Below are 24,652 nucleotides of genomic sequence, written 5' to 3'. Positions count from 1 at the left end.
TTACTAAAATTTTTTCAGCGCGTTGGTAACGACTACAGCAGATAGCTGAAATTCAGCATGATCTGATGGGCGTTATAATTGTGATTAAGCTCGCCTAGCGTCACCATTCCAGGGACTTCATTTGGCGATATTTGAGCATCATCGGTGTCGTAATAGCGTTCGTAGCGGTACGTCAGCTTTAAGGCCATGTCGTCACTTAAGGCGTAGTTGGCATATAAGCTGGCGCTATGGTTATAAGAATAATAATCACCGTATGGCGTGGTGCCATCACTGGTAACGTAGGTATCACTGCTTGAGTTACTGAATAGGTAATCAGCCCCTAAAGTCAGTTGATCCTGCATTAATCCGCCGTAGCTCACGCCGGCGCCCATATTGATAAATTTGTCTTCAATATCGGCGTACCAATCAGGGTCGCTATAATTTTGGCTGCCAGCTTGAGCTGAATTAATCCACTGTTGTCCGGCAAAACCATAAGCTGATAATTGCTTGCTAAGTTGTAGGTTTACATTGATGTCGTAACCGTAATCTTCTGATTCCGTTAAGCCGATAACAGTATCGTCATAGTCATCTATGGCGTAGCGTCCAGTGAAGTCGATGCTTAACCAATCAAGCGGGCTGTGATTAACGCGCAGCTCGATATCGTTACGGGTTCTATCAGCAAGATAGTACTTACGCATTAGGCTGTTATCTTCAGATGACGTTAGCTCATTGGTTAAATACTCAGAGCCGCCGCGATTGCTGTGGCTGGCTTTAACATTGATATTGACGTTATCAATGGCGCGAATACTGAACTTGGCCCATAGGTTGTCTTCGTTAGTTTGTTCGCGGTCGCTGTAAGTACGTTCAACATCTTTGCGATCGTAACCTGCTTGTAAGCGGTAACCACTGCTGATGCGGTAGCTGGCATTCACTTTATAGCTTGAGCGTTCGATATCAGTGGCAACGTTTTCTTTGAAGCTGCCACTTAAGCTATTAAAGTCGTATTGCTGGAATTCAAATACCGAGCTGTTGTTTTCACGGTTGCTGTAGTCATAACTGGCACCCAGACGTAAACGGTTGCTCAACATTGAGGTGATATTGAAGCTCGCATCAGTGGTGTCGATTTCACCATCCCAGTTTTGGATTGGATTACCAGCCACTTGAATGAGGTCATCATCTTGAATCATGCGGCCAACAATAAAGCGCCCTGACATCACAGTGCGATTTAATTGATATTGGCCCGACAGTGATACTTGATGGGCTTCATTGTCTGGGGTTGCAGCATACAAGTCGTATGAATACGGTAAGCTCAGATCGTTAACATTATTTTTGTACTGGCTACCAAAGTAGCTCAGCTCAGTTAACCAGTTGTCGCCAGTAAGCGCTGCGCCTGCGGTAAATGAATCAGTGGTCGAGTCGACAACTAAACCAATATTTACTGGGCTTGGGGTAACAATGCTACTGCTCTTGTAACCGCTTTTATCTTCGGTTTCATAACGCAGGTAGCCTTGATAAAAATCTTGCTTAACTTTGGCACCAAAGCCCATTTTTTCACGTTGCTGTGATAGCTCAAAGGTGTATGGCTCGTCACTTGGCACCATCATGCCATCGTCATAATAAAGCTGACTTTGAGCATCACCTGATTGATAGGTGGTCAATAATTGGTAATCGGCATCAACTGAGAACAATCCAGCTTTACCGACGCTGACATTCGCTGAGCTGTTTTCAAACCCCAGTTGGTTAGCTTGAATGCTCGCTTGATAGCCGCTATCGCCTTGGTAGTTCACATCACCGCTAACGGCAGTAACAAAGCCGTCTTGATCAGTACCAAAGGCATTAGCAGCATGAACATCATCACTGCTAATGTAACCCGCGGCAACACTGATACTGCCGTTATAGCCAGTGTTAGCTTCACAGCGCTGACATTGATATTTTTGCTGATCAACATTAGCGGTATTGGCTTTACCTACCGCAAAGTCAGCCGCCATAGCGGGGGCTGAGGCAATCACTAATGAGGCGGTAATAAAATTAAGTTTAAAATTCATTGTTGTTGTCCTCATTTAGCGTTGCAGCAAGCTGCCAGCAGGGTGGTTAGAACCATGAATTTGGCTGTGGCAATTTAAACAACTTTTGCCGCCGCCAAAGGCATCCATTCCTGGTTGTGGTACTACGCGGCTGGCATGGCCATCATCGGCATGGCATTGCTGACAAAGCTGCGGAGCACGGTTGTTGAGCATAGATTCGTTAACGCTGCCGTGTGGGTTATGACAAGTGACGCAGTTTTCAGTCACTGGAGCATGTTCCCATAACACTGGGCCGCGCATTTCTGCATGACAGCTATAACAAGTGTCATTAATAGAAGGTTTATTTAACGCGCTTTCAGTCATAGAACCATGGGGAGAATGACAGTCAACACAGGTCATTTGATCCCATTTTAGTGGATGAGATGAGCGCTTATTCATGTCAGCTTTTTCTTGGCTATGACAACTAGTGCAGGTATCGTTAACGGTTAGTTTGTCTAGGGCAGGATCTTTAGCTGCGTGGATGTTATGGCAATCAGCACAGGCAACTTCTTCAAGATTATGGGTGCTGTTATGCCATGCCATTTGTTTTGGATCGTTATGACAGCCCTGACAAACGGTATTTTGTGCTTGGGTTGATAACTTGCTGTCTTGGCCAAATTGGATCATTGGCTCTTTGCCGCCACGGTTATGGTTACCTTGAGGGCCATGACAAGCTTCGCACTGCAGCCCCGCCATTGGCGAGTCACTATTAGTTAAGTTGCCATGGGCGCCTTTGAAGATATCCATGACTTTGTCATTTTTGCGGTGACACATTAAGCAGTTGTCTGCCCCTTTAGGGGAATACTTACCAGCAGCGAACTTTTCAACTAATTGTTGCTCTAATTGGTCTGCTGGCATGTCATCCCATGGCGCAGAGATAGCACTAAATGAGCATAAACAGAGCGTTATGCTGATATAGGTTATGAATTTACGATACCAGTTCATCAAGTTACCTGACCTTATTAAATCAAACGTTAAAAAGTGTACTAATTAAGAGGGGGTATTCTAGGGATGTGTAGAAATCTAATCGATACAATTGAATTATCAAAAAACGACATATGTGATCCGTGTCAGTATCTTGAGTAGCAAAAACAAATAAAATAACCGCCCAATAAATGTGGATATTATTTAGATGTTTTCAGATGATAAAATATAAGTGCCGGCCAGCTGTTCACACCAAGATTGTGTGTGAATATTGCGAGTTAATTAATTTTCCATTACCTGATGAATATAACCACTTTAAATATCTTGCAGATACAGATTTGATTGGTTTTAATACCATTACTAACTTATTACGTTATATAGAAAATAATTGTGACAATAAGTATTTCTTTATTGATTTAATGCAATATTTTATTCAGCGGATCATCAAGTTTACAGATATCGACTTGTCAGCAGAGGTAAGTGATGCACAAAAGCTGCTGGCATTTACCCAATTTTATAATCAAGTATCAGATCTTAATTGGCGCAATATTGAAACGCAGCACAGTTTAGCTTTAGTGGCTAAACGCGCTCCTCAGGCCATTGCATCTAAGTATGACGACTTGTTTATTTATAGCTGTATTACACATATTTTACGTCATTCATTCAAAGATAAGTTAAATTTAATCATAGAGTTACCTTTTGATCGAGCATTCTATGGTGTTGATGTAGACTTGTTTGATAATGTGACCTTTAACTGTCAGTCGATGTCAGTGATAGTGGCAAAAGATGAACGAGATGTTGGCCCGATATTGACAGACAATAAGCTAATACTGCCCAGTAGCGAACGGGTAAAAGCTGCCGCGAATAGCATGCCACCGTCAGCATTAAGTTTACCTAATCTTGCCAATTCAATTGGGGTTTCAGAAAGGGGTTTACAGCGTGAACTTAGAACTGAAAACTGCTGTGTAAAAGACATGATTCAAAATACCAGAATGAATTCTATTATAACTATTTTGAAAAATAATAAAGGTAATATAAAAAAGTCAGCATATGAAAGTGGCTTTAAAGATCTACCAAGTTTTAGCCGATATGTTTCTAAATCAACAGGCTGCACGCCAACTCAATATGTGCGCAATAATATTTGCAACAATCTGTAACCAACATTTAATATAATAAGTTTAATGAGAATGGTTATTAATTAAATTAATCATAAGTAATATTATTAATTAAATTTCGCAGTTTTAGCGGCTGATTTAGCGGTTATTTAACTGTGTGTGGCTTTGCTAACGGCTAAAGTTAGCTTAGATAAATAGCACAAAATCATCGATTGTTCATAAACGTTTGCGGTTGATTATGCTATCTTTGACCTCATTTGTTATTCAAAGCCAAATAGACCTTTTATGCCAAGTATTGCTCAAATAATCGCTCAAGAACTGAATGTTCGTGAGCAACAAGTCTCAGCGACGATTAACTTACTCGATGATGGTTCTACCGTTCCTTTTGTTGCCCGCTACCGTAAAGAAGCCACTGGTGGTTTAGATGATGCGCAACTGCGAACCCTAAATAGTCGCTTAAGCTATTTACGTGAATTAGCCGAGCGCAGACAAGTTATTCTTTCTAGCATTGATACCCAAGGCAAATTAACCCCAGCATTGCAGCAAGCCATAAATGCCGCTGACAGCAAAACCCGCTTAGAAGATTTATACCTTCCTTTTAAACCGAAACGCCGCACTAAAGGTCAAATTGCTATTGAAGCTGGTTTGTTGCCTTTAGCTGACTTTTTACTGGCTAATCGTAGTATTAATCTTGAAGCAAAAGCGGCTGAATTTATCAATGCCGAAGCGGGCTTTGGCGATGCGAAAGCGGTTTTAGACGGCGCGCGTTTTATCTTAATGGAACGTTTTGCTGAAGATGCAGATTTACTGCAAAAAGTGCGTAAGCATTTAAGCCAACAGGCAGTGCTTGAAAGCCGCCTAGTTAAAGGTAAAGAAAAAGAAGGCGCAAAATTTCGCGATTACTTTGAGCATACTGAAGCCATTACTAAAGTGCCTTCCCATCGGGCCCTGGCCATGCTGCGCGGCCGCAATGAAGGTGCGCTCAATTTATCGATGAATGCAGACCCTAAAGCTGAAGTGGCGCAAAGCAGTTATTGCGTGGTGATTATTGCCGATCATTTCAAACTAAAGTTTTCAGACTCGAGTGTCGATCAGTGGCTTAAAACTGTGGTTACCGCCACTTGGCGCATCAAGATTGCGCTGCAAATGGAAACCGAGTTTATTAGCCAAATGCGTGAGCGCGCTGAAGCTGAAGCCATTAATGTGTTTGCCCGTAATTTAGGTGATTTATTAATGGCAGCGCCTGCTGGCGCTAAAGCAACCATGGGCTTAGATCCTGGGCTGCGCACCGGCGTTAAAGTGGCGATTGTCGATAACACCGGTAAGTTTGTGGCCCATACCACTATCTTCCCTCATGCGCCGCAAAACGTGTGGGACAAGTCAATCCGCACTTTAGCGAACCTGATAAAAATGCATAAAGTGGAGATCATCGCCATTGGCAATGGTACCGCCTCACGTGAAACGGATAAATTAGCCGCTGAAGTGATGAGCTTTATGAAAGAGACGCATCCAAGCTTGACCAAGGTGATGGTCAGTGAAGCGGGCGCATCAGTGTACTCAGCATCAGAGCTGGCTTCTGAGGAGTTCCCTAACTTAGATGTATCGATCCGCGGCGCAGTATCGATTGCCCGTCGACTACAAGATCCATTAGCTGAACTCGTTAAAATTGAGCCAAAATCCATTGGCGTAGGCCAATATCAACATGATGTGAGCCAAAGCCAACTATCAAGCTCGCTTGAAGCGGTCGTAGAAGATTGTGTAAATGGCGTGGGCGTTGATTTAAATATGGCATCAGCACCATTATTGGCGCAGGTGGCCGGTTTAAATAAAACCTTAGCTAAAAACGTGGTTAACTACCGCGATGAAAACGGTAAATTTGAAAGCCGTAAACAATTGCTTAAAGTGGCGCGTTTAGGGCCAAAGGCCTTTGAGCAAGCAGCCGGTTTCTTACGTATTAGCGATGCTAAAAATCCATTAGATGGTTCATCTGTTCACCCTGAAGCCTACAAATTGGTTGAAGCCATTGCCAGTGCCAAGCAGCAAACTGTGGCCAGCTTAATGGGTAATAGCGAATTGTTATCCCAGCTAAATGCTGCCGAGTTTGTTACTGATGAATTTGGTTTACCCACCATCAGCGATATCTTGAAAGAGCTAGACAAGCCTGGGCGTGACCCTCGTGGTGAGTTCAAAACAGCCAGCTTTAAAGAAGGTGTTGAAGAGCTTAAAGACCTGAAGCTAGAGATGATCCTAGAAGGCGTGGTCACCAATGTGACTAACTTTGGCGCTTTTGTCGATGTAGGCGTACATCAAGATGGTTTAGTGCATATTTCGTCACTCACTGACAAGTTTGTTAGCGATCCTCACACCATAGTTAAAGCGGGTGATGTGGTTAAAGTTAAAGTGATGGAAGTGGATGTAGAGCGTCGCCGTATCGCATTAAGTATGCGCCTTGATGAAGCACTACCAACAGCGAAAACCGCTAATCAATCTAAATCAGCCAACAGCAAGCCTACACATAAAGCTAGCGGGAATAAATCAGGGCAAAAGTCAGCCCATAAACCGCAAAAGGCCCCAGCTAATGCCGCTATGGGTAATGCCTTTGCTGACGCCTTTGCTAAGCTGAAAAAGTAACACCGCTAATGTGTTTGGCTTAGGGTTAAACCAAAAAAGGCCTTAACATCGTGAGAATACTCGTGACTGTTAAGGCCTTTTTATTTTGTAAAATTTATAGTGCGACCAATTAAGCGATATGAGTCATTTCGTTTAAAATGAACTGCTCAACAGCACCTTCGGTTGCCACCATATACTCGGCTAAATGTGCGTTACCCATGTGTGCTTGCCATAATTCACGGCTTTCCCAGTTTTCATAAAACATGAAATGTGCAGGGTTTTCGTTGTCTTGATGTAAGTCGTAATTGATGCAACCGGCTTCAGCGCGAGTTATATCCATAAGTTTTAGTAGTTCCGCTTTAACCAGCTCTACTTTGTCAGTTTTGGTAATGATGTTTGCTACGATAGTTAAGCTAGCCATGATGATAGTTCCTATAATGTATCAAGTTGAATTTGGTTCAGCCCTGTTGCTGATGAAGCTATATTAGCCATTACTTACTGGTGAATAAATAGGCTGTCATTTGAGTTATTATCAAAAATTAATAGATAATCTTTTGAAGTGAATGTGTGATTGATGCTTATGGCCTAAATAACGACTATTACCTAATACAATGATTAGCGGGTAATAATGATTAGTTAGTAATCGTTCGGCCATAATAAGTGAAGACATCAAGCCCGTTAATTAAAGTGAGAGCAGGGTTAGACTAATATCAGCAGATGAGCGAGTGGCGAAGGGGTGGTGCATTGCTGGTAACATGTGGCTATGTGCTGGCCAAATTGTTGATAAAACTCATCAGAATGCTGCTTTATCTGTTGTTTAACTTCGGTTTTTTTATTGTTATCGCTGTTAATTGCAGTCGACTTAGTGGGCGTTTGGGGCTGAATGTCACGACGGCTAACAGTGGGATTATTTCTGGCTGCTACTCGCAGCAGTTGTGGCAATAAGCCGGTTAACGGTGCGCTTTGAGGTGCTTGCTGTTGTAAAGCTGATTGTTGGGATAGATGCTGCTGATTCTGTTGATCTGAGGATTGTCGCTGCTGGCGATGCTTTTCCTCTATGGTATTTAAACGGAATAATGATTCGTTTTTTTGATTTAGCGCCCGTTCATGGTGGGGCTTAGTTAACGCTTGTGGCGGTAATATTGGCTTTGCCTGCTGATTATCCGCCCGAGCAAGATCCGTTGCAACATTACTTGTTGCAAGCGGAACTTGGGGATAATTAGTGACAATTAGCATAACACTCACTTAAAAAACAAACAGTTAACGTTTAAATTATAACCAAATGCTAGCAGGTTTTATAGCCTATATTTGATGTTTTTTTATCCATGGCAATAAGCCATCTAAAAAGGCCTGTGGGTGTGAAATAAACGGCGCATGGGAGGCTTTATTGTGGACAATGTCAGTAATATTACTGGCTTGGGGTAACTGGCGGATGATGGTTCTGGGTACTAAGGCATCGCATTTGCCCCAAATACGTAACCATGGCTGGCTGATATCGTTAAGCTGGGGCCGCAAATCAACCTCTTTGAGCATATCTAAGCCTTGATCGAGTACTGCTTGGGTCGGTAAAGGTTTAGCCAACACTAATTTTTTTATCGCTACAATATCTTGTTTGGCCGAGTCACTGCCCATGGCTTGAATCGCTAAAAATCGCTCGACCGTTTTGGCTAGATTGACATTTAATTGCTGGTGAAATTGCGTGAGCACTTCAGGGGCGATCCCCGGCCACTGATTTTGCTCTTGGGCCATAAAGCAAGGCGAAGAGGCTACAGTGATCAGCGCTTTTACCGACTGAGGATGATTTAGGGCAATTTGAGTGGCAACTAAGCCCCCCAATGACCAACCAAGCCAGATGGCATTTTCTGGTAGAGCTTTAGCTAACGCCGCTGCCCATGCTTCAATATTATCGCTATTTGCTTGGCTATCACCAAAGCCCGGCAAGTCGACATAATGCACTCTATACTCTGATAATGCGGTTTGTAGCGGCTGAAAAACCGCAGAGTTCACCCCCCAGCCATGTAGCAATACGATATCAATAACGTCGGTGCTATTTTCATGAGTCATATCTGTATGAGAAATAGCTTTAGGCGTAATAGTAGTAATGTGCAGCGCTGGTGGATTCAAAGGCTAACCTCAAAAAGTGGCGATTAATAAATGATCGCTGGTTAAAACAACTGTCATACAGGATAAGGATATTCTATGGCTTGGCAACTCTCAAAACTCCTCAAGCTCAATTTGCACAATCATACAGCGCGGTTAGTTTCATTGATGGCTGCAGTGGCAGCTAACCTGCCTAACCGATGCTTGTTATGTCAACAAGATATCATTCAGTACTCTGCAGCTAAACCGCATACGGGGGTGTGTCAGACCTGCCTTGTGGCGGGGCTTTATCAGCAGGAAGTCTGTTTAGGTTGTGGTAAATCGATGCCGTTATTGCAAGTGTATTGCGGCCACTGCCAGCATATTGAACCCATGTTAGTCATTGCCCCTTGCAGTTATCATCAAGGCTTAGGGGAGTTAATAGCTGGGATTAAATATCAGCAGCAATGCGCGCCATTAGCGGCCTTGGTGCAAGTATTAGCCGTAAGGGTGATGGATTTGGCGGCCAGAGGTTTAATTCAACTTCCCCAAGTGCTCATTCCGGTGCCGCTACATCGCAATCGCTTAAAGCAGCGCGGTTTTAATCAAGCTTGGCTGATTGCTAAAGAGCTCAGTGCGCAAATTGGTATTCCGATGGACGATAGTTTATTGGTGCGCTGCGTTGATACCAAGGCCCAAGCGGGACTTAATGGTAAGCAGCGACGCTTAAATTGCGCCGATGCATTTACGTTGCAGCGAGATAACCCCTACCAGCGGGTGGCGCTTATCGATGATGTGGTGACCACAGGCACCACGGTGAATGAAATTAGCCGCTTATTTGCGGCGCACTATACCCATGTGCAAACTTGGTGCTTAGCAAGGGCTGAAGCACCGGGATTATTATGAAAGGCAGACTGTAAATTAGTCAGTTATTTTTGGATAAAATACAGCGCATTGGCGTAGACTTTTTCAGAGCCTAACCATATATTTCTAAACAAAAAATCATCTGTTAATGCCACAACATGCCCTTTGCCTTTGGGCTCAACAATCATTGCTGGGGTGTTGGCAAAAGCGCGCTGATATTCCTTAGCAAGGTAACCGCTCATCAGTGGCTCATTGGTATAGTCCGCCGCCACAATAAATGGCGTGGAAGTGAGGTTAAAGCTTATCTCACGGTTTTTCATCACTTGCAGCGGGTTAGGTAAACCAAAGTTGATTGGATGGGTTTCATCCAGTGTTAACGCCACAATGGCGCCGCCGATGGATTGTCTGGCATTTAATTTAGACTTATCCGCATAACTCATCCCTGAAGTGCTAAATAATTTATTCAGCTCTAGTCTGGTTTTGGGCTGAGACTTAAGAATATTGCGCTTATTGAGCCATACCAGCGCCCGCTTTTGCGCCACGATAGTGCCGCCATCCATTACAAATTTGCCCAGCTTTCTTGCGCTGGCATCACTGATTAAATGATAAGGCCCATCAGCCATAAAAATGTGGCTATAGCCTGATAAATCAATGCCTGCTAGTCGATTGCTGTCCACCATAGTGACAGGCGCGGCAAGCGTTTGATCAAGGTAATACCACATTTGCCCGGTTTCTGAGGCGTTAGTATCTATGCCTGTGAGCAGTAACGGCTTAATGGGGTTGATCACGCTAAATTCATCACTGCCAAGATCCATTCCCGCTAAGGTATGTGAGCTGCTTGCTGCAGTGACATCTACTTGGTATTGCGTGGCAAGCTGGCTAACAAGTAAGGCGATATTGCCTTTGTAGTTGGGCTGGCGTAAGGGAATTTGCAGGCTACCCGCTGTGAAGTCTATTACTGCTGACTTTTTGGCGTTAGAGCTGCGATCAGGCAGGCTAAAGGGCTTTTTAGCGTATTTAACCTGTACCCCTTGGCTAAGTAATTGCTGCAACATGGGCGCCGCGGCCGCTTGTTGCCAGTCAATAATAAAGGCCACATTGCTGGCGTTATCTAGCTGCTCAGTCGCCGCGACATATGGCGTGTTATTGGTGAGATATTTGGGGTTGGGTTTAGCATTTTCACTGATACTTAAGCCCAGAGCTGATTCAAAATTCCAAGTGGAAATATCATAAAAGGTTTCATCTTTAAACTCAGTGCGCTTATCAAACAATGCTTGCAATAAGTCATGCTGTGGCTGACTTTGAGGAATGAACAGGCTGTTTGACGGCTTAAAGAGTATGTCATCGTCTTCCAGCTCACGGTTTAGATATTTGAAGCTGATTTGGTGTTGCTGCAATATCGTTGCAAGCTCAGTGATATGGGCATTACCGCCATGGGCTTTGATAAGGCGGCCAGTTTGTTTACCGTCACGGGTGCGCTTACTGTTGCGAGCAAAAAAATCACTTTGGTATGTCATCAATTTTTTACGTAGCGCATGGGCGCCTTGCAGGCTTGATAGTGAAGTAGAAAATTGATTATCAATACTATTTTGCAAGGTGACCACACCATTGGGGGACTCTTGGGCTTGACCACGGGAGCTAGCTTGCTCAAACAAAATACCCACAGCGCCATTGATATCTGGGTAGGTTGAGCCTTTACCATAGAAAAAGTCATCAAACATCTGCCCGCTAAAATATGGCTGCTTAACCTCATCCAGCGCTTTACGATGATAGGCCGCTAGCTCATTGGATAACATTTGATTGGCAGGATTGGTCAGCGGATTGACTCTATCAGCGACACCAGGTTGAAAGAAGTAGGTTTGGTCTTGCCACATCTCGTGGAAATCCCCTACATAATGGGGCTGCCATTTATGGAAAAACGCCACTCTGCCTTGAGAGGCGGGGTGGCGCAGAAATAGCCAGTCACGGTTTAAGTCAGCGAAATGGTGATTAAAACGTCCGCCGGGCCAATCTTGATTATGCTCACGATGATTAGGATCGGTAATAATCACTTGGCCTCGATTGCTATTTGCCCAGTTAGCAAAGCGATCAAAACCATCAGGGTTCTGGGTCGGAGTCAGTAAAATAACCGTATTATCGAGTAATTCTTTTACCCAATCTTCATCAGATGCGGCAAGGTAATGGCTTAACGCCACCGCCGCATGGGCGCCACTGGCTTCATCGCCATGAATTGAATAGGCCAACCAGATAATCAATGGGCTTTGCTGTAATGGACCTTGTTGTTTGACACCGTATTTTACTTGGCTGCGTTGTTCGAGGATTTCAGCTAGCCGCTGTTGGTTGTCATCTGAGGTAATGACCGCGCTAAGTTGCTGGCGTTTTTCATAGGAGTAACCAGCAGAATCTAAAGAAACTCGCGAACTTTGGCTGGCTAATAGTTGTAAATAGTGATTAATTTGATCATGTCTTAAATGCCACTCGCCCAATGGATAACCTAAATATTCAGTAGGTTGGGTGATTTTTTTATTAATTTTCTCAGCCCCGAGGCGCTGCTCAATGCGGGAATCAGCCTGCGCCACAGTAAATAATGGCATACAGATAATGAAGCCGAAAAAGGTGCCTTTAGCGAGACGAGTAAACAATGCATTGAAGCTAATCATATAAGAAACAACATCATAAAAAGAAAACAATACAATCACCATAAAGTGATTAAACTTAAATCGCCATTAAAAAGCGCAATTTCTCGGTGTTTTTTATGCAACTTGCTCACTGCAGGACTACAAAGCCGTCGCAACTAGGAGTATCATAGCGCTAATTCTTACTAAATTACTCAAGTACTATTTTTAGTACACTTTAAAGTACTATCTAACGGAGCAGTTTTTATGATCAACATTTCTGATACGGCTCAGGCGCATTTTGTTAAATTACTGGCCGATCAACCTGAAGGCACGCATATCCGTGTGTTTGTAATCAGCCCGGGTACTGCCCAAGCTGAGTGCGGCGTGTCTTATTGTCCACCTGACGCTGTAGAAGCGGATGACACTGAATTACCTTTCAACGGCTTCAGTGCCATGGTTGACGAAAAAAGCGCACCATTTTTAGAAGAAGCGAGCATTGATTTTGTTACTGACCAATTAGGTTCGCAGCTAACCTTAAAAGCGCCAAACGCTAAAATGCGTAAAGTGTCTTCAGATGCGCCATTAAAAGAGCGTATTGAATATGTGATTCAATCAGAGATTAACCCGCAGTTAGCAAGCCATGGTGGTAACATCATGCTAGTTGAAATCACGGAAGATGCAGTTGCAGTACTGCAGTTTGGTGGTGGTTGTAATGGTTGTTCTCAAGTTGATATCACTTTAAAAGATGGCATTGAGAAACAGTTACTGGAGATGTTCCCTGGTGAGCTCTCTGGTGTGAAAGATGTGACTGACCATCAACATGGTTCTCACTCTTACCAGTAAATTTGCAAGGTTTTATTGTTGTAAAATACAGCAATAGCTAATTCAAATTTTACACTAAACGCGGCCAATATGGTCGCGTTTTTTATTGGCCGTAACTTACGCTGAGTGGGAGCCTTGTGCTATAACTTAAGTATGAAAACGGAGCAGGATAACTTCATGACAGAAAAAACAACTCAATTTAAACCGTTAAAAATGCAAGGCTTTACCTTAATTGAGCTGGTAGTGGTTATTATTGTATTGGCTATTTTAGCAGTAATAGCGGCGAGTAAATTTATAGATGTAAAACGTGATGCTGAAATAAGCCGAGTAAAGGCGGTAGCGGCATCCTTTGAGCAGTCGGTTACTTTTTCCCATACACGTTGGCAAATTATTGGTGGCAGCGATCCAATGAATGATCTACCTGACTTTGCCAATAACGATCTCGACATGAATGCTTTTGGCTATCCGTTAGGCACAGGTAAAAACAACCCTATGGCCAACCCTGTCAATATTGGTCAAGGTCAGCAAGGGTGTGTCGATCTTTGGAACGCTTTGATAGAAAGCCCACCATCGGTTGCCATTAGAAATACTTCCGATGATGTGGATTTTGAATCATATCGACATGCAGCTGCGGGCGGTACAGGTGAGACCCAATGTACTTATGTACTGCGAACGCTTGGTGATACTGCAGGTCGAAATAGTGCAGAGATAAAAATTGTCTATGACTCGGTAGAAGGGACTGTTCAAGCCTATATCGATGAATAAATCGGATAGTTATTTATCAAATGCGACATAATAAAAATAGCGGCTTTAAGCCGCTATTTTTATAGCTGTAATTTAATAATATCAAATGAATTTAGGTGGCTACTTTTTCTTTTTTGACTTGAATATACGTCGATAAAAAGTGACTGTGCTGAATAATAGAATCAAGGTACCAACCACTGCGACTAATGTAATAAATACAACGTATTTAAGTGGCATATTCAATGCGTCATGCAGTGGTCTAACAAAGCTGGCCACTTGACCTGACAAGTTTCTATCGCTGTGCTTCAGGCTTGATACGATTTTGCCGTGCTGATGATCCATGGTGATACTGTCAGCATTTCTAAGCCAGACATCAGCATGACTATCAAAGTTGATACTGTAATTCATCGCTTGAGGTTTAGCCGCCTTTGGTGCATCAGGATCGGGTTTTTTCTGCCTTGGTTTATTAACCGATACTAATAACGATTCAGGCCATAAATCTTGCGCGGTTTGTAGCTGGCTTTGCCAATCGTTAGCTTTACTTACTGGATAATTAATTTCTGCGGTTGGCTTGTGCTTGAGCGCATCCATCCATAAGCCTTTATAAGTAATCAAAAAGCCGGTAATACAGAGTAAAAACAGTGGCACTGATATGAATAAACCTAATTGAATGTGGCTTTTAACTAGGCTGCTTGATTTGGTGTCTTTTGGAATAGAGTGCTTGAGTCTAAAACCTTTACGTACTCGCCACCAAAGGTAAATACCCACTAGGGTAATGACGCCACCAATGAACGATGCCCATGCATTAACGTATTTACCAATATCACCCAGTAAGAAGTTTCTGTGCAACCAAAACATCGTGGTCCAAAGCGGAATTTCTGTCACCTTGTAATGGGAGATTTCATTGAACTCGCTATCAAAAGCGATAGATTGCCCACGGGTAGCAGCTTCAAGGTAAGGGGTATGTTCGGTAGGAAAACGTACACTGCTCATTTTTGGGTAATGCTCAAAAATATACTCAGTGGCTTGTGCTTTTTGCTCAATGGTTAACGGCACATAGGTTTGGCCTTTATCATCCATTCTTTTTAGCATGTCCATGCCGCCGAGATACACTCCCGTTGTCAGCACTATCAGCATACAAATACTAATGACAAAACCGACCCAATTATGGAACCACTTTAAAGCGGGTACAACTTTCATATTTACGTTCTCAGGTTAAATATTTATGGATGACAATGACAAAAGTTAGCAGCTAACAATTATGACTGACACGCTATATGGGTAATGATAATTAATCTCATTTGCAACTGCAATTAAAGAAATGTAAAGAGTGGCATATAAGTGTCATTGTGTTGTCGAGGTCACATTTAAAGCTGTAGAGGGCGTATAAAGCTAAAAGTTTATTTGAATAAAAATTCTTGGTAATGAATTTTTTTAGCTGCTATTAAGTGAGGTTTTCGAAAAATAATGAAATTTAAGCTAACAAATACACATGTTTAATATTTGTTAATTTCTGATTTTGTGTAACTTTGTTTAAATAATTAATATCTGTATTAGTTTTGGCGATTAAACTCATCTAGCTTGGATGAACATTAGTAAATCCATTTATGCAACATTTATTCAGGTAAACTTTCTACAATTTACTTACAACAGTGTCCTTGTTCACAGTTATTTACTTCTGTTAAATAAATGGCTTCACTTTCGCCGTAATGCAAATGATAATCCATCTCATTAACGACCACTGCCATTTAAAGGGCTACTTTGTATGAAAATCTCACCTATTGCATTTGCTGTTGTTGCCAGTTTAGCCTCAGCTTCATTAGCGGCTGAAGAAGCAACTAATGACACTGATAACGGCTTAGATTTCGAGTTGAACATTGAGCGAATTCAAGTAACAGGCATGAATTTTAATAATTACAAAGTAGGCTCGTCATCAGGCGCCATGCGGGGTGATATTGCCTTGATGGATACGCCGCAATCAGTGAACGTTATTCCAGATTTTGTCACTGATGAGCAGTTAGCAACTAATTTATCTGAAGTATTAGTTAACGACTCAAGTGTGACCGGCGGCAGTGAAAAGTGGAACCGCCAAGTATTTAATATTCGTGGCTTTGAATTAGATTCTGGCAGTGGCTTTTTAATTAATGGTCAGCAGCAGTTTTCGCACTATGTGCAGCCGATTGAAACCTTGCAGCAAGTCGAAGTCTTAAAAGGCCCATCAAGCATGCTTTATGGCCAATCAGGCCCAGGTGGCTTGATTAATATGGTGACCAAAAAGGCCACCTCTGAAACCATGTTTGACTTTGGGTTCGATACCGATGAGAACGGCTCAACTCGCTTCCAGCTTGATGCAGGCGGCGCGTTAAATGATGCTGAGTCAATCCGCTACCGCACTGTATTAGTTAAGCAAGATACAAAATACTGGCGTGAATACCAGGACGGTGAGGGCGATGATACTCAAGAACGTGACCGTTTCTTAGGGTACTTAAACCTTGAATTCGACCTGCATGATGATGTGATGTTATCACTGACCTATGATTATACTGATGACAAAACTGGTATCGACCGAGGTGGTTGGTTAGATGATAACGGTGATTTAGTTGGCGATCGCGAAGATATCTGGGATATGTCGTGGGCCTTTACTGACAACGAAGTGCAAAACCTGGGTGCAGATTTAACCTGGTATGTATCAGATGATTGGAAAATGACTACCGGTTATAACCATCAATCATTTACCCGTCAGCGCTTAGATTCGTCTCCATCGATGGTGGCAGGTATGGATCCAACTACCGATGGTTACCAAATTAAGGCGTTTGACCGCCACGATGATTGGCAGCTTAAAACCGCTTATATGGATTTCACTGGTATCGTAAATGGCTTTGGCATGGAACATCAATTGTTAGTTGGTGCTAACATTCTCGATTATTACTATGGTCAACTTATTGACCGCGATGACGCGCAGATGGTTCAGCCGGGTGGTTATGTACCTAGACCTGATCTGGATTACAACAGAGACACTACTAAGTCAGAGTCAAGCTATAAGCATTATGGTTTTTATGTACAAGACTTAATGACCATTAATGATCAGTGGCAAGTACTGGCAGGCCTGCGTTATGACGAGCAGAAAAAAGACGGCGATGGTGAAAATAGCTATGCCGTGTCACCTAAGTTTGGGGTTATTTACTCGCCTTCAGATAACGGCAGCATCTATGTAAACTACGCCAAAAGTTTCAATCCTCAGTCAATCGTTAACAATGAAGACGATGTAAATAATGGTATGAACTTAGACCCAGAGTACGGTGAGCAATATGAAATCGGTACCAAATGGGAACTGTATGATGGCGGCTTACTATTAACTGGTGCAGTTTTTGACACCACAGTGACCAACGTTACCGTGCGCGAACAATTAGAGCAACCTATTGGCGAGCATGAGTACATCACCACCCAAAGCGGTAAGCAGCATCACCGTGGTTTTGAAATGGGCGCTCAAGGACAAGTCAGTGACAATGTATTCGTCACCAGCTCAATGATGTATCTAGATGCAAAATATGTCACTAGCAGCCAAGATACTGAACAGCTAGACGGTAAAACCCCGGTAGATGCACCTGAATGGTCAGCAAATATCTGGACTCGTTACGAAGTTACCGATGATGTCGCACTTAACTTTGGTGCTATCTATGTCGGTGAGCGTTTTGCCAATACTCAAAACACCATAGTTAAAGATGACTATGTTAGATTTGATTTTGGCGCAGCTTACTCATTTGCGGTTCACAATACAGATATGAATGTACGCTTTAATATCAAAAACTTATTTGATACTGAATACCTAGATGGCGGCACCAACACCGACGTTACCATAGGTGATGGCAGACATTTCAGCCTTGCATTTGAAGCTAAGTTTTAATCTGCTTTAGTTAAATGCTTTAGTTAACAGCTTTAGCTCAGCAGTTACCTATAGAGTGTTAAAAGAAAGGCCCGCACATATACCAATATGTGCGGGCCTTTTTCATTGCTTCAATTATAGGTTTTTAGATAAAAAATTATCAATGGCTCTGAAGGTCATTAAGCGGTGCTGATTGTTTGATAAATAGTGATTGGCATTATCGATTTCAACATATTCGACTTGTTTATCTAACGAGGATAATTTTCGATACATATCTCGGCTTTGGCTCACCTGTACCACTTTGTCATTATCACCATGGATTAATAAAATGGGCAGATTAATTTTATCAGCATGATAAATCGGAGAGCGTTCATACAGGTCGTCATAATCATCTCCTAACACCTTTTTAGTCATCTCATGACTAGTATAAAAACGGGATAGCTTCACTAAGTCTTCAACATCAGCCACACCTGCAAAACTGATCACACATTGGTATAAATCAGGGGTCATAGCTGCGCCCATCATGGCGGCGTAACCACCATAGCTTGCCCCGACTATGCATATTCTTTTAGGGTCGGCGATACCTTGGTCGATTAAGTAGCGGGTGCCATCCTCCACATCAGTTTGCATTTCTTTACCCCAGTTTTTATGTCCAGCAGTGGTGAACTTAAGCCCGTAGCCCGCCGAGCCTCTAAAGTTCATTTGCAACACCGCATAGCCGCGGTTAGCAAAAAATTGTGCCCAATAATCAAATTTTTCAACAACATAAGAGTGAGGGCCACCATGGGGAAAAATAATTGTTGGTAATTGTTTGTTTGGCGCTCCCTTAGGCAGTGTCAGATAGCTGTGGATCTCGAGTCCATCTCTGGCGTGGTAGCTTATCGATTGTGGCTGAACCAAAATATCAGGATTAAGTTGGGAGTATTTAGTCGCAATCACTTCTAGTCGATTGGCATCACGATCGCCGAATAAATAAAGCCCTGGCTGAGTAGGGCTGGTAGCAAAGACAATATAGCGACGTTCATTTTTACTAAACTGAGTGAGGTAGTTTTGGGTGTCTGGTAAAGCGGCTTTTAAGCGCTTGATAAGCTTTTGATAATCATTATCCCAAAAGTAATACTCATTATCGATACCAGCAACAATGCCAATGGCCTCTCGAGTGATATTAGAGTGCAGCAATTGTGCATTAACGTCGCTGCTGTCTTCACTAAATACGAGTTCTTTATGAAGTGTAGGATCCCTAAGATCAACTTTAAAAATGGCAAAGTAACCATCTTGGTAAGCTTTGACGAAGAGAATATTGGGGTTTACGTCAAATCCTAGAGGAATAACGCTGTCTTCTGAATATGCTTCGTGTTTCCAAAGTAAACGTAATTCACCATTGGCTTCACTTTGCTCGTAGGTTCTATATTCGGTGGTATCAGGGTCTCGATAAGTGGCAATACGCACCTTGTGTTGTTGATCGGTCATCCATCCGATAACATGCTCTCGATAGTATTGTTCAGTGGAAACCCTACCGGAATACAAGTTAACTTTTACCACGCTATCTTCATTCACTCGCTCACTAAATCCGGCAACAGATAGCAAAATGTGCTGAGGATCTTTAGGGAGTAAATCGATAATGTGATGCTGAAATTGAGGATTAAACTTAAAACGTTTAAGGGCTTTTTTAGTTAATACGCTGCCCACATCACCGGTTTTTATATTGTACTTTATCAGCAAACTTTCATTAGCATTTTTTCCAAAACGTTTCGAAGGCAAAGTGGCTGCAATGAGCAAGATTTCATCGCTGGCCCAGGTTAAATTAAAAATGGTATAGCGTTCATGGTCATTTTTAAGCGGTATATGAAACTGACCCGTTTCGGTATTAAACAGCGCCACAATCTTATGTGGCTCTTCGGCGCTATCGTCCAAAATTAACGATGCTATGTGTTTACCATTTGGTGACAGCTTTACAGTGCTGACATCGGGAATACTGGCAAAGGCTTCAACGGGGAGTTTAGGGGCAGTTTTTTGGGGAGTATTATCGGCAGCCAAAGCTTGCTGACTTAGCAACAAAGTGGTGATTAGTATGGAAATCCATTTCATTATTGATTGTTTCTCTTAAACGTTTTTTTGATAAAGAATCAGTACCACAGTGTTGATTTACTGGGTACTGTTCTGAATTTAAAGCTTAATGTAAATTTTGATGTAAAAACTTTTCAATGGCGATAAAGGTCTGAATCCGATGATCATTATTACTTAAATAATGATCGCCGTTTTCAAGTTCGATATATTCCACAGGCTTTTTTAGGTCGTCTAACTTATCAAACATATCTTCACTGTGCTGCACGCGCACCACGCGATCTTTATCGCCGTGAATAAGTAACACTGGGACATGAATGTCTTTAGCTTTGCTTAATGGTGAGCGCGCATATAGGGCATCATAGTCATCACCAATTTGTTTTTTAACGATTTCAAAATTAGTGTAACGTCTTGAAGACTTGACTAAATACTCCACATCGGTGACACCCGCCACACTGACTGCACATTGGTATAAATCTTTGGTGGTAGCCACACCCATGAGTGCGGCATAACCGCCATAACTGGCGCCGACAATGCATATTTTTTTAGGGTCTGAAATACCTTGCTCCATCAGCCAGCGGGTACCATCTTCAACATCGTTTTGCATATCCAAGCCCCAGCTTTTTAACCCTGCTTGCATAAAGTCAAAGCCGTAACCAGATGAACCTCGAAAGTTCATTCTCAGTACTGCATAGCCTCTGTTGGCTAGAAACTGGGTCCAATAATCAAAGCTATTTGAGTCATAACTAATAGGGCCGCCATGGGGGAAAATAATAGTAGGTAGGTTTTTAGCTTCTTTGTTTTGGGGCGTCGTTAGAAAAGCTTCGATTTCTAAGCCGTCTCTGGCTTTATAAGTCAGGGTTTTAGTATCAGCTAATAATTCAGGGTTTAACTCTTTATAGCGGTATGCGATAGGGAGTAACTCACCGGCATCACGATCACCAAAGAAATAAATACCCGCTTCTTTGGCATTGGTTGAGTAGACAATATAGCGGCGTTCATCGTCACTAAATTGGGTGATGTAATTACGATAGTCTGGTAACGCTTTATTTAGCCCATTAGCTAAGCGAACGTATTCGTCATCCCAAAATGTATATTCAGATTCGTCACTGTCATTAATGCCGATGACTCTTTGTTTGAGACTTGAGTAAATTAATGAGCCTTCAACGTCATAGGACTCTCTGCTAAACACCAATTCTTTAGTTAGTTTTGGGTCGGTTAAGTTAACCTTAAAAATAGCCAATAAGTCATCATGATATGCTTTTACATAAAGAATATTGGGGTCTTGCGCAAAGCCCATCGGCCAAACTTGTTCCTTAGCAAAGGCCTCAAACTCCCATAAAACACGTCTATCTTCACCTGTGTCAGCTTGTTCGTAAATTCTGAACTGACTATCTTTGTGATAAATGCCAATTCTGACTTTATGCTGTCTATCGGTTATCCAGTCTTGGATATTTGGTTCTGCTGGTTGCACAAACTTGAAAGCTCCATTGTTCAAGTTGATGTTAATAACCGACTCAAAATTGGGCTTGTTACCTAAACCACTAATGCCCAGTAACAGTTTCTCTTTATCATTTGGCAAATAGTCGATGATGTTAGATTGGATTTGCGGCATCCATTTGAATTTTTTAAGAGAGCGACTGCTGATAATGCTAGAGGTTTTATTTTTACTGATAGAATACTTCATCAACCTCGTTTCTGTAGTTGGCGTGCCGTAGCGTACAGCAGGGAATTTAGCTTTGATTAATAAGGCATCATCACTGGCCCATTGCAGTGATAAAATCACAAATTTTTCATTATCTGTTTGCAGTGGATAAAAAGACTCACGGGTATCAATATCAAGGATATTAATAATCGAGCCTTTCATTTCATTGGTATTTAAGCGGACTAAAGAAGCTATTTTTTTGCCATTAGGTGACATGGTCACATGGCTAACATCTGGAATGCTGGCAAATGCTTCCAGCGGTAATTGTTGGGCGCTAACTGAAGCTGAGCATAGCCAAAGCGTCACTAGTAAGCTAAAAATCCGTTTCATTAAAATCATCCCTATTATTGTTGTTAACTAGATGTTATCAGTCGCAGGACTGATAAATCTACTGTTAATTCAATAATAAAGAGCGCTTATAGCTGTTTAAAGCAGTCACTGTAGCGGTAATGCAGTGCTAACGACAGGCTACGGCATAACATAAAGGCGCTCATGGCGGCCCACAGGGCATTATTGCCGTATTCTTGAAGTAAATACCAACAGGGAAAAAACACCCCAAAGGTCGATAAAATCATGCTATTACGCATCATTTTACCTTGGGCTGCGCCAATATATACCCCATCAAATAAGTAGGACCCAAAGGCTAATAACGGCATGAATACCAACCAGATCAAGTAATGCTCGGCTTGTTGTTGCACCAGCTCAATATTGGTGAGTAAGCCAATGATATTGCTACCCGCAAAATAAAATAACAGGCTAAAGCCTAAGGCAAATAGCGCTGACCAACTCGCAGCAAGGGTCACTGAGTCATGTAATAAATTGAGGTTTTTTTGCCCCACCGCGCGGCCCACTTCTGCTTCGGCATAATAAGCTATGCCATCTAAGGCGTAAGAGATCAGCATCAGTAAATTAAGCAGCACCGCATTAGCGGCAATGATGTCATCACCTAAGCCCGCACCGTAAAAAGTCATAAAGGTAAAGCTGGCTTGCAAACATAAGCTGCGAATAAAGATATCGCGATTTAATTTTAATAAGCGTGAATAGCCTTTTAAGCTGATATGAACCATTAACTGACGCAAACTAAAATCAGCCTGTTGATATAAAGCGCGTTTTACAATGACAGCTGCAACGGTAAAGGCACACATATCAGCGATAACAGAGGCAAGCGCGGCGCCTTTTACATTCCAATTTAGGCCAATCACAAACACTACATCTAAAACGATATTGACGATATTGGCGATGATTAACTGCCACATTGCCGCCTTGGGCGCTTGCCTGCCCAGTAACCAGCCAAGTAACACCAAATTTAAGAGTGCAAATGGCACCGACCAAATACGAATTTCTACGTACTCGCGGCAAAATTGCTGCACCTGCGCACTGGCTTGGCTTAAAGACATGGCAAAATCGAGCAGCGGTTGCTGCAATAACACTGCTGCGCCACCAAACAGCAATGCAAGGCAAGCGCCTTGCACCAGCAATTTTTGCTGAGTTACGGTATCATTAGCGCCGTAAGCTTGGGCGACCAGCCCCGTGGTGGACATGCGCAAAAAGCCCAGCAACCAGACAATTAAAGTAATAATTGTGCTGCCAAGCGCCACCCCGCCTAAATAATAGGCCTCACTTAAATGGCCGATGACTGCGGTATCGACTAAACCTAATAACGGTATGGTGATATTCGATAAAATCATCGGCAAGGCTAAAGCAAAAAGCTGCCGGTTTTTTTGGCTGTTAAAAAGTAATGCTTTTATGGACATAGGAATAATATGTTAAAACGAACTCTATTGGGGTTATTGTGGTTAATATCACTTAATGCCAATGCCGTGGTGATCTTGCAATATCATCATGTGTCAGAAACTACACCTGCAAGTACCAGTGTGACGCCAGCTCAATTTGAAGAGCAAATGCAATACCTTGCTGAAAACGAGTTTACCATCATTCCATTAACCCAAGCGGTAAATGCGCTAAAGAATAACACGCCATTAGCGGATAAAAGCATCGTTATTACCTTTGATGATGGCTATGACAGTATCGGTATGGCTGCGGCGCCCATATTAGCCAAATATGATTTTCCTTATACAGTATTTGTGTCAGTAGAGCCGATTGAAAAAGGTTATCGCGGCATGATGAGTTGGGATGATATTAAAACGCTCACTGAAAAGGGCGCTACAATCGCCAACCATAGCTGGGCCCATGAGCATCTAAATCGTAAGCTTGATGGCGAATCTAAGCAGCAATGGCTTGATAGAATCGAAGCAAACTTGCTAGCAACGGAAGCGGAAATTAACAAGCATACCGGTCAGAGTGTAAAAATGCTGGCTTACCCATATGGTGAGTACAATAGCGATGTTGAAGATATTCTGAAAAAGCACGCCTTTATTGGTTTAGGGCAACAATCTGGCGCCGCGGGAAAATACTCAATACTGACTGCGCTGCCACGTTTTCCTGTGGCGGGCCCTTATGCTGATTTAGACAGTTTAAAAGTCAAGTTTACTAGCCTCAATATGCCGGTGGTGAAGCAAAATATCACTGACCCACAGTTAAGCCAAGGTCAGTGGCGACCTGAGCTAACCGTTGAGCTGGACACCACTGATATTTACCCGCATCAGGTGATGTGTTTTGTCCAAGGCCAAGGCGCTAAAAAGCCGACTTGGGTGTCTGAAACTGAGTTTAATATTCAAGCTTCAGCAAACTTACCTGCAGGTCGAAGCCGTTATAACTGCACTGCACCGAGTAAAACTAAGTCAGGTTATTATTGGTTTTCGCAAGCCTGGTTAAGACCGAATAATGATGGCAGTTGGCCGAAAGAATAACTTCTTTCTTTTAGTTCTATTTTTTCAAACTCCGTTTGGATTAACATCGTGGGTTTTCCACCCACACCCGACCAAAAGGGTATCAACAGCAATACCCTCTATACTCTTTATTAAAGAATTAGGCCCTGCCGCCCCCGACGAAAAATACTGAAAAACGCATGTTTTCAAGGGGGATTGATCCAGCTTTTGACTTTGTTTGTTAATTACTTCGGTCACCTCTTTATTGCAAAGAGTGAAAATGCTAACGCTTCCGATGGTGCATCCCTGCACCGCGAAAGCTATGCTCACATCCATGTGAGCATCACGCTATTTTCTTCAACGCCCTCAATTCAAATTGAGCCTTTTAGCAGATTAGACTCTTGATCTTTTGAG

Annotated in this window: 17 protein-coding genes; 7 read left to right on the top strand and 10 right to left on the bottom strand. The window is 42.6% G+C overall.

Annotated features, from left to right (window positions below):
- Positions 1 to 32: 32 nt before the first annotated feature.
- Both AB4160_RS13815 and AB4160_RS13810 read right to left on the bottom strand, forming a co-directional pair.
- Complete coding sequence (locus tag AB4160_RS13815; RefSeq protein ID WP_372005079.1) at positions 33 to 2,024, bottom strand: MtrB/PioB family decaheme-associated outer membrane protein; 1,992 nt, start codon at positions 2,022 to 2,024, stop codon at positions 33 to 35.
- A 15-nt stretch (positions 2,025 to 2,039) separates the two neighbouring features.
- Entirely contained in the window at positions 2,040 to 2,987 is a 948-nt protein-coding gene (locus tag AB4160_RS13810; protein ID WP_102439425.1) for a DmsE family decaheme c-type cytochrome, read from the bottom strand.
- 197 nt (positions 2,988 to 3,184) lie between these two features.
- Between AB4160_RS13810 and AB4160_RS13805 the strand changes: the two genes are divergently transcribed.
- Positions 3,185 to 4,123 carry a helix-turn-helix transcriptional regulator gene (locus AB4160_RS13805; RefSeq protein ID WP_372005076.1) on the top strand — a complete coding sequence of 313 codons (939 nt, stop codon included), beginning with the start codon at positions 3,185 to 3,187 and terminating at the stop codon, positions 4,121 to 4,123.
- A 243-nt stretch (positions 4,124 to 4,366) separates the two neighbouring features.
- Positions 4,367 to 6,712 (top strand): Tex family protein, encoded by a 2,346-nt coding sequence (locus AB4160_RS13800; protein ID WP_372005074.1) that lies wholly within the window; start codon positions 4,367 to 4,369, stop codon positions 6,710 to 6,712.
- 109 nt (positions 6,713 to 6,821) lie between these two features.
- On the opposite strand, the gene AB4160_RS13795 is transcribed toward AB4160_RS13800, so the two are convergent.
- From AB4160_RS13795 to bioH, 3 genes are all read right to left on the bottom strand, one after another.
- The gene (locus tag AB4160_RS13795) at positions 6,822 to 7,112 is read right to left on the bottom strand and encodes a putative quinol monooxygenase (protein WP_102439428.1); all 291 of its coding nucleotides are present in this window, start codon (positions 7,110 to 7,112) and stop codon (positions 6,822 to 6,824) included.
- 278 nt (positions 7,113 to 7,390) lie between these two features.
- The gene (locus tag AB4160_RS13790; protein WP_372005072.1) at positions 7,391 to 7,927 is read right to left on the bottom strand and encodes a hypothetical protein; all 537 of its coding nucleotides are present in this window, start codon (positions 7,925 to 7,927) and stop codon (positions 7,391 to 7,393) included.
- Between the two features lie 66 nt (positions 7,928 to 7,993).
- Positions 7,994 to 8,755 (bottom strand): pimeloyl-ACP methyl ester esterase BioH, encoded by a 762-nt coding sequence (gene bioH / locus AB4160_RS13785; protein ID WP_102439448.1) that lies wholly within the window; start codon positions 8,753 to 8,755, stop codon positions 7,994 to 7,996.
- A 204-nt stretch (positions 8,756 to 8,959) separates the two neighbouring features.
- Between bioH and AB4160_RS13780 the strand changes: the two genes are divergently transcribed.
- Positions 8,960 to 9,676 carry a ComF family protein gene (locus tag AB4160_RS13780; protein ID WP_198589328.1) on the top strand — a complete coding sequence of 239 codons (717 nt, stop codon included), beginning with the start codon at positions 8,960 to 8,962 and terminating at the stop codon, positions 9,674 to 9,676.
- A gap of 23 nt (positions 9,677 to 9,699) precedes the next feature.
- Here AB4160_RS13780 and AB4160_RS13775 read toward each other — a convergent pair whose 3' ends face one another.
- Entirely contained in the window at positions 9,700 to 12,324 is a 2,625-nt protein-coding gene (locus tag AB4160_RS13775; RefSeq protein ID WP_372005070.1) for a M14 family metallopeptidase, read from the bottom strand.
- 192 nt (positions 12,325 to 12,516) lie between these two features.
- Here AB4160_RS13775 and nfuA point away from each other — a divergent pair, with 192 nt between their 5' ends.
- Together nfuA and AB4160_RS13765 are read left to right on the top strand one after the other, a co-directional pair.
- The gene (gene nfuA / locus AB4160_RS13770; protein ID WP_076538256.1) at positions 12,517 to 13,095 is read left to right on the top strand and encodes a Fe-S biogenesis protein NfuA; all 579 of its coding nucleotides are present in this window, start codon (positions 12,517 to 12,519) and stop codon (positions 13,093 to 13,095) included.
- A gap of 156 nt (positions 13,096 to 13,251) precedes the next feature.
- Entirely contained in the window at positions 13,252 to 13,839 is a 588-nt protein-coding gene (locus AB4160_RS13765; protein WP_102531845.1) for a type II secretion system protein, read from the top strand.
- Between the two features lie 99 nt (positions 13,840 to 13,938).
- Here the strand turns inward: AB4160_RS13765 and AB4160_RS13760 are convergent, their stop codons facing one another.
- A complete protein-coding gene (locus tag AB4160_RS13760; protein WP_102439432.1) occupies positions 13,939 to 15,018 on the bottom strand; it encodes a PepSY domain-containing protein in 1,080 nt (359 codons plus the stop codon).
- A gap of 565 nt (positions 15,019 to 15,583) precedes the next feature.
- On the opposite strand from AB4160_RS13760, the gene AB4160_RS13755 reads away from it, so the two are divergent.
- On the top strand, positions 15,584 to 17,722 hold the full coding sequence (locus tag AB4160_RS13755) for a TonB-dependent receptor (protein ID WP_372005067.1): 2,139 nt from the start codon (positions 15,584 to 15,586) through the stop codon (positions 17,720 to 17,722).
- 114 nt (positions 17,723 to 17,836) lie between these two features.
- Here the strand turns inward: AB4160_RS13755 and AB4160_RS13750 are convergent, their stop codons facing one another.
- From AB4160_RS13750 to dinF, 3 genes are all read right to left on the bottom strand, one after another.
- The gene (locus AB4160_RS13750; RefSeq protein ID WP_372005065.1) at positions 17,837 to 19,789 is read right to left on the bottom strand and encodes an alpha/beta hydrolase family protein; all 1,953 of its coding nucleotides are present in this window, start codon (positions 19,787 to 19,789) and stop codon (positions 17,837 to 17,839) included.
- 85 nt (positions 19,790 to 19,874) lie between these two features.
- Positions 19,875 to 21,800, bottom strand: a complete 1,926-nt coding sequence (locus tag AB4160_RS13745; RefSeq protein ID WP_372005063.1) for an alpha/beta hydrolase family protein — start codon at positions 21,798 to 21,800, stop codon at positions 19,875 to 19,877.
- Between the two features lie 86 nt (positions 21,801 to 21,886).
- Complete coding sequence (gene dinF / locus AB4160_RS13740; RefSeq protein WP_102476154.1) at positions 21,887 to 23,224, bottom strand: MATE family efflux transporter DinF; 1,338 nt, start codon at positions 23,222 to 23,224, stop codon at positions 21,887 to 21,889.
- Between the two features lie 9 nt (positions 23,225 to 23,233).
- Here dinF and AB4160_RS13735 point away from each other — a divergent pair, with 9 nt between their 5' ends.
- Positions 23,234 to 24,280 (top strand): polysaccharide deacetylase family protein, encoded by a 1,047-nt coding sequence (locus AB4160_RS13735; RefSeq protein WP_102520319.1) that lies wholly within the window; start codon positions 23,234 to 23,236, stop codon positions 24,278 to 24,280.
- Positions 24,281 to 24,652 lie beyond the last annotated feature (372 nt).

Source organism: Shewanella sp. 10N.286.51.B8 (assembly GCF_041469325.1).
Classification (GTDB): domain Bacteria; phylum Pseudomonadota; class Gammaproteobacteria; order Enterobacterales; family Shewanellaceae; genus Shewanella.
This window is presented reverse-complemented; position numbering and strand designations above follow the sequence as displayed.